Annotated in this window: 3 protein-coding genes and 1 tRNA gene; 1 reads left to right on the forward strand and 3 read right to left on the reverse strand. The window is 40.2% G+C overall.

Features of this window, described 5'->3' with window-relative positions; translation table 11 throughout:
• Positions 1-9: 9 nt before the first annotated feature.
• Positions 10-180, reverse strand: coding sequence for a hypothetical protein (locus tag ACSAMO_RS05680; RefSeq protein ID WP_022230705.1), 171 nt, complete (start codon positions 178-180; stop codon positions 10-12).
• 149 nt (positions 181-329) lie between these two features.
• Here ACSAMO_RS05680 and ACSAMO_RS05685 point away from each other — a divergent pair.
• A tRNA-Lys gene (locus tag ACSAMO_RS05685) sits at positions 330-405 on the forward strand.
• Between the two features lie 621 nt (positions 406-1,026).
• On the opposite strand, the gene ACSAMO_RS05690 is transcribed toward ACSAMO_RS05685, so the two are convergent.
• Together ACSAMO_RS05690 and ACSAMO_RS05695 are read right to left on the reverse strand one after the other, a co-directional pair.
• Positions 1,027-7,575, reverse strand: coding sequence for an S-layer homology domain-containing protein (locus ACSAMO_RS05690; protein WP_499210014.1), 6,549 nt, complete (start codon positions 7,573-7,575; stop codon positions 1,027-1,029).
• Between the two features lie 19 nt (positions 7,576-7,594).
• Positions 7,595-14,659, reverse strand: coding sequence for a hypothetical protein (locus tag ACSAMO_RS05695; RefSeq protein ID WP_499210015.1), 7,065 nt, complete (start codon positions 14,657-14,659; stop codon positions 7,595-7,597).
• Positions 14,660-14,672 lie beyond the last annotated feature (13 nt).

Raw genomic sequence — 14,672 nt, forward strand, 5'->3', positions numbered from 1 at the left:
ACTGTCTCCTTATATTATTGAATATTCCATACATTCATAATGTAGCTTCGTGCCGATGTCTACACCCAACGGCAACAGTGCCATTGCTATGAATAATTCTTCCTCACTTTCAATATCCGTACGCTTTAGGTACGCATATTCCCCCTCAATTCTTGATACAATATAATCCTTCGGTTCCATATTCGACCTCCATATTTGCTTTTATACTCATATAATACATTAACTATTATATCATTGTCAATATTTTTTTATTTTTTTGAAAAAAAGTGTTGACAAAAGCATTTTTATGTGCTATTATATTATCTGTCGTCAGACGTAAAACATAATATGCGTGATTAGCTCAGTTGGTAGAGCACCTGACTCTTAATCAGGGTGTCCAGGGTTCGAACCCCTGATCGCGTACCACAAGTTGCAATATCCGAACTTTTGTTCGGATATTTTTTTGTTATGGGCTTTTTCCCATTTCATAAGCATTTTGCATTGTCCTGCTTTGCTTTATACATCTATCGTTAATTGCCACAACACATCAATTCTTCACACAAATAACTTTTTCATAACAAATCACCCTTTTTATTCTATCGTAGCTGTCCTAATCTCTGTTTAGTAAACCACTTAAACGTTGATTTTTTACAAAAAGCACGTCCGAAACGTGCTTGACATAATTTTTATACTATGTTATACTTTAGATACAAGATAAGGGCAACAGCAGTTGTCTTTGCAGAATGTAAACGTTTTGTAGAAAAATTCTACCTTAACCGTCTATTTCGCAGATAGACGGTTATTTTTTTATCTCTATAACAAGCAAAAATACAATTATAATTATAAGAGTAAATTCACTCATATGCTGCTCCTTTCGGAATAGCAGAGACAACCGCCTTGCGTCCGCTTTGCCAAACGTTATTGCCCTTTTTATATCTTGGGGTTTTATAAACCCATATATATTCTACACTATACCTCACGCAATGTCAAATTACGTTTATTTTACTAAAAAAAATACAAAATGGCGGTTTTAAACCGCCATTTTGATTACTTCAATTTTTCATTAATACGCATAAACACTGCCGCTGTCTGTGCTCTTGTGGAATTCGCCTGCGGAGCGAAAGTACCGTCGGTATTACCCGACATTATTTCTTGCTCTGACAGCCAATCAACCGCATTCCTTGCATAATCTGAAATACTGTCACTGTCAACATAATTTGCCGTTTCATTTACCGTTATATCACAATTTTTGTATTCCGCATAACGATAAACAATCGCCGCCATTTGTTCACGTGTTATACTCATATCAGGTGCAAACTCTGTATCGCTCACACCGCTGACAATTTTATTTTCTTCCGCCCATGCCACTGCATTTGCGTAATAACTGTCACTTGCCACATCAACAAAGCTTGAATTTTCCGCATACGGTTCACCCTCTGTTCTGTACAGAACAGTTACAAACATAGCCCTTGTAACGTCACCGTCAGGTGCAAATTCCGTATCGCTCACACCATACATCAAACCGTTTTCATAAGCGTACTTAACTGAATTATAGAACCAATCGTTGTTACTTACGTCAACAAACGGATTATTCCAATCAGTCGGTTCAGGCTTATCTGACGGATTAGGCACAGCATCAATCTTTTTGAACTTTGCAGTGATTTCAGCTTTTGCATTCACCTTTTCAAACGTATATTCGCTCACCTTACCGACACTTTCGCCGTTTACGATTACGTCCTCAATTTCGTAACCCTCATCAGCCGTTATCGTAAATGTCTTGCTTTCATTTTTATTTACGGTTACGGTGTCCGGACTGATTTTACCGTTTTCGGACTGAACAACTGTAATTTTATATGTTACATTGCCGGAGTTTCCTCCTCCGCCACCGCCCGAACTTGGTTTAATCATAAGTGGACTGCTTGCGATAATGTGAGTGTTTTCAACCATTGTACCCGTCAAATTAACCGTAACGGTATATGTCACAGACGTATCAAACGTGCCGTACAACGTATATGTCTTATTATCACTGCTTGCCTTAACCTCTGTAAGTTCCACATTCTTATCACCGTTCAGTACAACAAAATTATCTGCCGTCATTCCCTCAATCGCTGTATCAAGATTAATCGTGATATGCGTCTTTCTTGCCGTACCTGCCGACGCATTCACTTTAATTTTTTCACTTGGAATATCAGTGCTGTCCTTGCCGCCCAAAACGGTATAAACATTCTGATTATCAACAGTCGCACTTACTACGCCGTTTATTTTTTCATCAGTTGTAATGTAGCCGTTTTCATCAACATTCGCCGCACCTTCTATTGCCGAAACGTTCCATTCAATTCTGTTTGCCGCCGCACTGTCGTCATTGATTTCAATAATTCTGTTATCGGTTTTCACCTTTAGCGAAAGCTGACCGCTTGTGCCGGCTTTAATTGTACTGTCACTGCACTCTTTTCCGTCAATGTACATTTGAAGTACACTGTCGTCATTGCCGAGTGCTTTGTTTGTAAGCTGTAATGTTACAGGTACTGTTTCGTTGCCGATTTCGTCTGCCGCATACACAACTATATTTTGATATGCCATAGAATTATCAAGTGTAACAGTCTTTTCAAAACTGCCGTCATCTCCGACAGTCACTTCCTGTATTTCTTGATTTTCCGCACCGATATACACTTTCGCACCACTGTCGCTGATACCCTTAACCGTAACAGTGTCCTCGAAAAATCCGCCGTTATTCGGACTGCTTATTTGCAATCTCGGAGGAAGTGTATCAACAGTAAACATATACTCCGACAATGTACCGTCTTTTGAATCGTTTTCGCCCTTGAAGGTTATTATATGCGTACCGTCCTCTAAGCCGTCAAGATTTATACTCTGCGACATAGTTTTTTCCGAAACAGTACCGTTCATTTCACCGCCGTCCAAAGACCATTCGCCGGAAACATTCATATCCGATACAAGGTCTATGACTGCATTACTGCTTTTAACCGTATCTGTTCCGTCAATGTTTACCGCATTTTGTGCTTTAAGTGTTACATCAGCCTTTTTAGGCTCAACCATTGTCACAGGTGATGACAGTGTTTCAGCGGAAACAATCTGACCGCCTGAAGATGTATTTTTATAACCCTTTAATCCTATCACATACTGCTTACCGCTTACAAGTCCGACTTGTTCGGTCTGCGTTTTTATATCCTTTTTCTCATCTTCCGTAAGGTCGTTTTCATTCACGATATTTCCGTTCTTATCCACCGTAACCGTCTTTGTATACTGACCGCCGACCGTAATCACATCACTTCCGCTTACAGTCATATTGTCAAATACAGTCGGTACGTTTTTACCGTCTTGAACTTCATATATACTTACCTTATAGCCGTCATAATTATCTTGATTTATACCTGTCAAATCAATACTGTAATCACCGCCCAATGCCACATTAAATGTCGGTGCGGACGGCTGTGACGGATTTGTATAATTAAGCTTTTTATCGGTTGTCACAACCGGGTTAGCACTTTCGTCTGTCGTTGTCGCAACAACTTTTACCGTATATTCACCGCTCGGCATATTTTCAGGCATTGTTATATTTGCACTCTTACTCTTTATGTCATTCACATTTTCTGTTTTGTACAACGGATAAACTTCGTTATTGCTGTCCTCTGCATAAATTGTAAGACTGTTGAATTTATCCAAATCTTCGCCCGACCACGTTACAGTATTATTGTTCAATACCGCATTGTCGATTGTCGGCAACTTTGAAAGTGCGTATATAGTCACGCTTGACGCAATACCTGTTTTTAATTGCAATGCTTTATTAAAGTAATTTTCATCTGTAACCGTTATTGTAACGGTTGCTTTCTTTGTATCCTCATTCCAATTCAACATTGCGTTGGCATTTGCGTTGGCTGTATCGTCTGCCGTTTTTGAACTGTCTGACCATACTATCGGATAATTTTCCATTTCAATATTCTTTGCGTATGTTTCCGCAATAAGCTGACTCGGTGCGTCATACGAAATTGTAAGTATTCCGTTTTCGTTGTTATACTTGCCGAAATTAACCGAATGTACCGTTTTACCCGCAAGCGATGATACCGTCGCACCGTTTGAGCCGAACAATGATATATCCTCTGTTGACGCCAATGTGCGAATACTGTTATTGAGTTTCATATACAAGGTACGGTCTGTTTTTTCATCATAATAAACAGGAATACCCTCCGCACTCAACTCAATAGTCGGTTCCGGTGCGTCATATTTACCGAAAGCGAAATCTACATCTCCGCCCCAATAATATGTTACACCTGCGTCAATTTTCAAAACGTGCAAAGCACCCCATATTTTTTCGGCATTGACACCCAAATCGGCAGAACCTATTTCAATACCGCCGAAAATCGGTATTTTTTTAGGAATACTTACCACTGCCGTGGCATAACCTTCCCAGAAATATTTATCCTTAACCTTATCTTTTTCTACAATTAAATGTCCGTCACCCGAAATAACGTCGAATATACCGATAGACACTCCCGCTGCAAATCTAAGTTCGGGATACCATGCACATTCAATTCCCGCATAGTCTATAAGTGTAATTCCCGCAACATTCACGTCCGACAGTGCAATACTCAAATCTCTCGGGCTGATACTTACATCACCTCTTGCGGAAAGAACATCAAACAAAGCGAATTGTCCGCTTAGCAGAAGCGTTATAGGCGGTACGGATGAGGACGGATAAATCGTTTCAAACAGATTATCTATACCGCCGCCTGCACCTTTAATCCAAAATACGCCCATTCCGTCAACATTTATGCCCGGTGTAAATCCGCCTGCATAGAAATATAATTTATCCGGAATAGGTATTCCGTTGTTACTTCTAAGACGAATTTCCGCCTCCATTTCAAATGCCATCATATCGGCACTGCCTTGAACGCCGATAGTATATTCGTTGTTCATAACCTTTAAGTCAAGAGTACCCTCAACGCTCGGAAGTCCATCCGCATATGACGGAACTTCTACTTCGACAGACGTATTAAATCCGATAAATCCACCGCCGAAAAGTATATCATGGATATACAAATTCAGACTTCCGCCCTCTGCGTCTTCCCATTCCTCTTGGTCCTCGGCATATCTGTCCTGTACATCTCTAAGCTGTGACGGAGTGTAATTACTGCTCGCCATTTTCAGTTGTGCAACCTCCATTGCGGAAGTTTTTCTGTTGCTCCAATCAAAGTTTGACGGAACAAGAAAATCAGGTGAAAGTTGTGCACCGAATGCGATTACTCTTTGTTTCGGTGTTTTTGAAGTGACTTCACCGTCAACTGTCGCCATCTGTCCGAACTGACAGTATCTGAATTCCATTACCATTCCCGCAATGGTTTGTGCGGTACTTGCCGCACCCGGCCACATAAGCATAATACCGTTTGTATTTGCAACGCTGTTTTCAACGTCACCTGTCTGTTCGCCCTCGTTTGTGTACTGCAAAAGTGTTGATTCGGAGCCGTTTTCAAATGACGAAATCGCACATACACCGCTCCAAACCTTTGTTCTTGCGCCTGTCGTATAAACTTCGCCGTCTATATCTATATTAATAGTTTGGTCGTCCTGACCGATGTTTTCGACAGACACGGTTACAGTACCTTTTTCAATATCAAGACAATTACTGATATTTATTGTGCTTTTCGCCTTATGGTCTACCGTTTCAAGCGAAACTGCCTCTGCCTCTGCAATTTTACCGTTTTCATATTTTAACGTAAAGTCACCGCGAAGTTCAAGCAAAGAGATATTTTGAGCATTTGGAACTTCGTCACTGTATTCCTTTTCGTCTTTATACGCCCTTAGGACATACTTGTTATCGCCGTCTTTTTCAATCGTGACAACTCCATAAGAACCGCCTTGATATGCAATATCATCACTGACATTAAACTTCAGTGCGTCAGACGTAATATCTTTTTTAGTCGGATCTTTCATATCAAATACAATCTGATATGTACCGACCGACATAAGCTCGTCAAGTATCAAATCCGCCGTATTGTTTTCGGTATCCAAAATGAAGTTTTCCGCACTTACGGTCAACGGCTGACTGCCGTTTAAAGGCGTAACCTTTATATCGTATTCACTCTTATTTTTAAGTAAATTGAAATTCTGACCTGCAAGGTAAATATGTCTTGTTCCTCTGTTATAAACAATCTCGGGTGCGGTGCTTATAAACGACACCCTGTCACCTGTTGCACCCGGGCAAAGAAGATATATACTTCTCTGACCGATTAAGTTTTCGGAAAGCAATTTACCGTCCGTTCCGCTCACGTCATAACAACGCACTTCGATTTTTCTGTAATCGGTAGCCGTAAGCGGTTCGGCATTAAAGTTAAACACAACCTGTCGTTCTTCATCTGCGTTAAAATCTATAATATCAACACTGAAAGGGTTTGAATATGAAGCTGTAACGTCAAGATTACCCGACAAGTCATACGGTGTTATTCCCTCCTGCGGATATACCGCAACGGCAATTTGTTTCATTTCGTTCTGCGACACGTTTTTAATTTGCGTTGACACGCTGAAATCACCGTTTTTACCGTCCGCCGTTTGCGGTTTGTATTCGTCTTTTGTATCGGTAAGCTGCATTGCTCCGAGTTCAGATGAAAAATTTATTGCAACCTTATCATCGTTATTTACGGTTACGTTTGAATATATACCGTAATTTGTCGCAACGGTATCGCCCTCACCGTTTGCCGCCACACTGCCCATATCGAAATACAAAGCATACGCACTGTCGGCAGTCAAATATTTTTCGTTATACGGATTTGTAAATGTCAACGAGTTATCTGGTTCAAAATCAAATACACTTGACGCAAGGTTGTTCCAATGTCCGAACGCTATTTGATACGGTGCGACAATTTTATTGTTAATCGACGCATTCACCGTATAAGCCGTTACAGACGGTGCTTTCGGATTGTCATATCCGAACAATGCGTTGTTGTATGCTTCTCCGTCAGAGTTATCAATAACCGTTTCGGATTGTATCTGCTCATATGTACTGTCCTTTTTCGTCAGTTCATACACCGCGTAATCCTGATAACCGAGTGCGGTATCAAGCATAACTCTTGCCTGAACACTGTCCGCACTTCTTCCATCCGTACTCTTTACACCGTATGAAATTGACGCCATACCGTGCAGAGCCGATTTTGTATTTGCAAGCGTGACGGTCTGCGTAAAAGTCAAACCGTCAACGCTCCACGTTGCGACAATGTTGTCACTGTTTTTCACCAAAGTGACGTCACTGCTGTCCTTACCCAAGAAACCGTATTTTCTTCCGAAAATATAGTCCTTTACCTCATCACCTCTTTTTACACGAAAAGAGGTATATGATGTATCATAATTTTCATCGGGAAACAAAAGATATTTATTATCATCTGCTTTGTTCAGCTTATCTCCCTCAACGGTATCTATCAGAAAACCGCCGTTTTTCGCTGAAACAACGACTTTCAAATAACCGTCGTTCAATTCTTCGTAATCCGCCTTATTCAGATTTTCGGCAAACGCGCCGATAGGCATTATACCGAAAATCATCGCTGTTACGGTTAAGGCTGATATAATCTTTTTTAATCTTTGCAGCATAGTAAACCTCCTTTTTTCATTATTGAACGTAAATTACAAATCTGTAATTGTCACGTCCCTGCGTTTGTACATTAAATGTATAATACCCCGCCTTTTTCGGAACGAATGTAATCGGCTCTGTATTATCCTTATTCTTTGCCAATTCAGTCGCACCGATTTTCATTTGACCGACTGTCTTTATACCGTTTTTATATTTAACACTGTACGGCTCGCCATTGCTTTCAACGACAATGTTCTGTGCCTCGTTTTTGCTTAGCACAATCATATCTCTGTAAATATACTCACCGTTTACGCTGACTCTAAGCTGAGTATCCTCATAGAAATAGATATATCCGTATCTTTCACTGCTGTTTCCTGCCTCGTCAGTTGCGGTATAAGTCACCCTTACGGTTCCCGTTGTCTGCGGTTTTGTGTAAGTAACATCAAGCTTGATTTTGTCCTTTTCGGTTTCGTTGTCGCTTACCGTCATATTCGCTTTAAGCTGTGACAAAATATCTTCTGAATTTAAGTCGATTTCCACCGTTTCCTTTTTCAATTTGATAGTCGGTGCTTTTTTATCCGGCATTGCTATCTGCATAAAGTGATAATACTTTGTATTTGAATATTCGTCCTTTGCCTTTATTGTAGGATACAAGCCTGCCAAATCCTCCGATACGGTTAACTTCGTCCACGCACCGGCCGTAAGATTTTGACCTGTTGTGTCACCGTTCCATGTTACCGTACAGTTTCTGTTTGCACTCACATATACAGTGTCACCGACCTTTAAACGACCGAGTTTATCCGGTGACTCCTTACTGTCTGTACCGTCACTTGCAAGACTGAATGTAAGCGACAAATCTTTATCAATGATGCTGTCAACCTTAACAACCTTTTCCGTCAGATTGCCTGCAGCGTCCGCAAAGTGATATACATATTCGCCGTTTGCGTTTATTACTCGTGTAAATTCAGTTCCCTGTTTTCCGTTTTCTCTGAAAATAACTTCTTTGTCAGCTTTTAAAGTCACTGTCACTTTACGGTGATTTTCGGACGGCTGAATTGTTTCGGTAATAATCGGTGCGTTTTTGTCGATGTTCTTAACCTCATTCAAAGTAATTTCACACACTTGACCGTTTACGGCTGTACAAACAAGCGTCATAGTCGGTGCATTTTCCGAATATGAAATTGTAACTTGATTATCAAGTTTGTATATTTCAGGAAGATAGCCGCTTTGATTTTTCCATTCCGCTTTCGTGATGAGCTTATCAAATCTAAGCTGTGCCGTAACGGATTTATTCGTCTTACTGCTCTTTGCGTTTTCAGACCAAACTTCACTGATTTTATTTGCAGGTGAATTGTCTATTTCCGTAACGGCTGCTTTTAATTCACCGCTTTCGTTCTCACCTTTATATGTGTATGTGTAGTTTATAACAATATTTTCGTTGCCTGTTACTTCTATATAATACAAGCCGTTGTATTCTCCGTCACTTGTTTCCTGTTTTGCGTTGTCATTAGTCATAACAAGGTTTGTAAAGTCACTGTCCTCAGGCGGTATTAGGTATACCTTTACGGTCTGCATATCGCCCGACACGACTTTCTGTAAATGCGGCTGAGGCGCTTCGCCCAAGTTATCCGCAACAAGCGGAATTTCGGTGACATTATTACAGCTGTCGACTGCAAACAATGTAAATTCCGCATTCTTTGTTATATCAACGGTTCTGCCGTTTACACTCACTCCGTCAATCGTATCGCTTGTTGAATCAAATGTCGGTGTTTCGGCATTAAGTCCCGCTTTTGCAATAAGCTTTACACCGTTTATATCAGACACGATTACATTAAATCTGTAATGTGACGACCAACCCATTTTCTTCATAAATGATATACTGTCGGTAACTGTTTCATAGCCTCCGCCGCTTAAATCAGGAAGTGACGGATTTAAGTAATGCTTGTTATCATCATACAGATTAAGCACAAGTTTTTTGCTTTGTGCCACACCGCCCCTTACGGTATAACCAACCATTTCAACACTCGGCGGCATTGTATCGACATATTCTTCGGGCGGCTGATAATCTTTAAGTGTTACATCAAGCGTAACTGTATAATCTTCACCCAAAGTATCATTTTGATTTTTGTAATTCCTGAATGTAAATTCCGTTTCACTGTTAGGATAGAATGTATGGCTCGGTGTTTCGCCCGTTGCGGTATCAACAAGTGTTGAGCCGTTTTCATCAACAAGCTTTGCGGTTACTTCGCCGTATATACAGCCGTCAACCACATCATCTTCGTCATAATCCCATACAACTTTCGGCTTTATCGGTTTTATCTCATTATTGGTTATATTTAATATTTTACTCTTTTCAGCTCCGTTATCCGTCCACTTCATTGTAACCTTTGTAGGCTGTGTTGCGGTTACGGTTACGTTATTTGTTCCGTTGTTTTCGATTTTTGCAAATGTGTTTCCGTCATTTTCCGTAACAGTTACGGGAGAAGTATATTCGATATTCGCCGTAATATCGCCCTTTGTCTTATACAAAGTTGACATTGTAACCTTTGGACCGTCTGCAAGAAGTGTAACAGTTACAGGTATTGTCCATGTATTGCCGAACATATCCTCGCCCTCAACTTCGTATGTACCGTTTGAGTATATCGGCAGATAGTGAGCAGACGCATAAACCGTATCGCCCTTTAATTTTAAATATCCGTTAAAGTATACCTTAACACCTCTGTCATTGCAGATATAACTGTAATCCGCTAATGAATCGTCATCAGAAACTTCAACAAATCGCGGTTCTTCATATTTAAAGTTCGTTACCAAGCTTCCGTAATTTTCATCGTCTTTGGTATACGTTCTCGTTGCTGTGTCACCATGCACACCTACAAAGTTAAACGTAATACTGTCAAAGAAAGGCTCGCCTGCCTTTTCCACACTCCATGGTCTTGTAAAGTCTATACTCAAATTAGTGGACGTGCTGTCCTCACGATAATAACCGCCCTCAAAACCCAATTCATTCGGATATTGATAGTTTTTCATAGGCATATTGTACATTTCACCGTCTTTCACAACTGTAAAAGAGCTTTTGTCCATGTCAAGATTTTTGGCATAAAAATTATAAATATAATCACCCTGGTTGTATGTGTTAAGATTTGCTTGAGTTACTGTCAATGCATCATTTTCAAAGGTATATTTCGTTTTTTCCTTGAACTGCGGAATATATGAAACAGAATTACCGGATTCGTCTATCGCAATAAATGCAAAGTTGAGCCTATCTCTGCCGTTTTCGTCTTGTCTACAGTTCTGATAATTAAAGGCACTATCACCCTTCAATGTAACAACCTCGTCAAGTCCGATTTCATCGGCAGTCCAACTGCTGTAATCCTCTCTGTGAACATAATATACCGTTACATTACCGTTTTCGGAGAAAGCATTTTTTACGGTTGCATCAGCGGAAATAACGTGCATTGTTCCGTTGTCATCCGTATAATTCTGCGATTCGTTCATATCAAAATCCATTGCAATCTGCGGTATACTTTCAACCATATTTACCGTGAACTCGTATATCGGCGATACATTGCCGTTTTCCAATTTAACTTGATAACAGAAAGTGTTACTTCCCTTTTCAAATTGCAAACCGCCCGTTGCCGTTACTCCGTCAAGAGTTTCTTTTGCAGTGTTTTGCATTAAGTTTATCTCGTATTCTCTTGTTAGGTCAGTAGTCTTTTCAAACGGTAAATCTTCTCCGCCATTGCACGCTTTATTCCACAAGCGGAATCCCTCTGCCTTACCGATTGTTTCACCGCACAATTCTTTTGAAACATCATTGCTCTTAAGCGTCATTTTGACGATATGTGCCATATTCTGTTCTAAAGAATATCCCTCATCTTCATTACGGTCAATCTCCTTAAATTCAGCATTACCGATATTGATTGTTTTAAATGCCGTATCGCTTTCTTTTACGATTGACGGTATCGGATTAGGAATAGGGTAATATTCGTGTTCGGGAATGATTTCATATCTGTTTACACCGACATCTGCGGACGTTTTGATATTGTCAAGAAGTACCGCCGTATCGCACTTAAATTCGGCAGGGCTGTCACTGCCTGTCTGATACAAATAAACCGCAATTCTGTATGTATCCGTTCCAAGCAAGTTACCGTCTTTATCTCTAAGCGGCATTGCAAGAGTTTGGCTTGCATTTCTGCTTAACTTTGCGTTGTAAACCTCGTTGTTTTCCGAATTTGTTATTGTCACATACGATTTATCAAAGTCCAAATTATCCGTAACCCAATCGGCAACTTTTGTATTTGACAATTCAAAATTAATTCTGACATCAGTCATATCGCTGTTTCTTCTTATGTGCTTGTCATCACCCACTCCTGTGGCTTTAATAACATCTCCGTTACTGTCCTTTATTGAAGTAAATTCAAGATTATATACATTATCAAGTACAGGTGCGGTCATAACATTAAAGTCGCCCTCCGCTTGATATGTCACTTCTTCTTCGGAATTTGACGGCTTTATACTTGCACCGCTTACAGGTGTCAAATCTGCAAACGCACTTTCAAATTTTACGTTTACTGTGCCGTAAAAGTTTTTAAGTTCATTCACTCCGTCCGCCGTAAGAGCGGTTACTCCGTCAAAACCGGTTTTATCCTCGTTGTATGTAACCGCATACCATGTGCCGTCAAAATCAAATATGTTTTTACTGTCGGCACTGTCATATACGCTTGCGTAAGTCTTGTCACCCATTGTAAGTGTTACACGCGTGGTGGCATTAGCTTTATTGTCGGGATTGTCAGGTGCCGAAATTTGCACATCAGGCTTTGTATGTATCTGTGACAAATCGCTTACAACCGTATATTTTGCCTTTGCCTTTGTCAAGTCGGCATACACCTCATAACGTGAAACATTCGACTTGTTACCTTTAAAGTCTGTCGCATACACAAGCAATTCTTTTTCATATTTTTGTGCCGCGTCAAATTTAGTTTCAAAGTCAAAAACTCCGTCATTAAGCAAGCCCTCCGACCAATCACTGTCGGTCGGTTCAACACCTTTGTCTACAAGCTGATATTTAACATTCAAGCCGTCTGTGTTAAAATCGGTTACACGTACCTTTGCCAATATCTTTGCGGTATCGTTTTCATACTCGGTATTCATCGACATAAGCGCAACATTCGGTGCTACACGGTCAATATTTATATCCGTATCAACAGACTGTTCACCCACATTTCCTGCCCAGTCCTCTGTTCTGAAATAAAGTTTTGTGTTTTTGATTTCGGAATTATCGGTTTTAATATGTAAGTAATAATCTTTTACAGGCAAATCGAATTTATTCCACGCAAGGTTATTTTCGTTGTTAAGCACCGATTCTTTATACTCACTCGGTGTATCGGCGGAAGTCGTCACAGCATACTTAAACGGAATTTGCTTATCTTGGTCATAGCACCACGCAAAACTTGCCGTCAATCCGTCAAAATCAGATACCGTGCCTTTTCCGTCACTGAAATTCAGCGGTATGCAAAATTCACCGCTGTTTACATCACCGGTTATTTCACCGACATTTACAGTCGGTGCGATATTGTCAAAATAAATCTGCTGTTTCGGATTTTTCGATATTTTCTGCGTTGCCAACTCATTATTATACAAATCGACTACGTTTGCCGTGTTTATTTTTTCAATTCTTATAGGCTCGCTATTATCACAAGTCATATCGGCGGTTATCGTAATCGGTTTAAACGTAATCTTCGTTGCCGTCCGCTTGTTTACGCCGTCATACATATCTTCAAATTTTTCGGTTTCAAGCACTGCTTTACTTCCGTTTTGCGATATATTAAGTTCTGCAGTCATTGAACTTTTTTCGCTCGTTTTAATTTTTTCCGTTGTCATTGCAGAAAAAGTTAATGTATCGCCGACACCTGCAAACACACTGCTCTTGTCAATATCTTCAGGCCAATCGCTCGGCTGTGAATATGACGTTGAATCTGCCGCTATCATATTTCCCGCAATTTCAACGCTGTCAATTTCAGGTGCTTTTTTATCGACTAAAAGTGAGTAACTCGTCAAATCCTTTGTATGAATGTCAAGGCTGTTGCCGGCATAGTCCGTAATCGGAGATGTGGCGGTAAAGTATTCCGGAATTAATCCCGGTGCGTTGTCTATAACCTTAAATCGCGGTTCTTCGTTTCTCGCCAAATATTTGTCGGCATAAGCTATACCGTACATTTGACCGGTGTACTCTTTTTTGTCATACTCTATGCTCTTAATCTTCGTAATTTGATATTCCTTAACATTTTTAGGTGCGTGTACATAGAAAAATATTTCATTTCCGTTTATACCGCCGGAAGTCGCAGTAAGTTCCATATTTTGAACGCCGCTTTCAACGTTTGTCGCATAAAGCGTCAACGTAATCTTTCCGTTTTCAATACTTCTCAGCTTTTCACCCATATCAAGATACAGTACAGTGCCGTTCATTTTTGCCGATTTAACAGTTGGCTTTGTTATATCGGCAAAGAACACATATGGTTTTTTTACTTTTGCATCAAATACACCTTGCATTTTAAACTTATTGTTTAACGTATCACCGCTTTGAAGTTTAAACCAACCGCTGTCCTTTTTTCCCTCACCTCGAATCATAGTATTCTTAAAGGACATTTTTGCGTGATTACCTATCAAATTAGCGCCGAACCTCATCATAAGCTGACCTGTCGCTTCCAATTCGGGAAATACGGAATTGTTTGCAACGCTGTCTTTCAGCTTAAAACTCGTTGACCAAAATCCGTTATCGTGTCCTCTGAATGTCGAAACGTAAGCCATACCCATAGTTTCAACCGCCTCATTGATTGAACCCCAGTATTGATAATACGCATTATCCACATCACATCTCTTGAACAACATTCCCGCCGTCAATGTCAAATCGGTTGCCCACCAATCCGACATATCGCGTGTGTACTTATTCATAAGTTTTTTGTTGTTGTACGTTTGCTCATTCAATATAGGTACTTTTACTTGATTTGCGACACTCATAACATCGCTGTCAGCCTTTGCAATTTGTGCGGGCATAAGTGCCGCAACAAATACAATACACAGTAATGTGCTTATAAATTTTTTCATCTTCTTTCCCTCC

It is taken from the genome of Ructibacterium sp. SJQ-7, assembly GCF_054696575.1.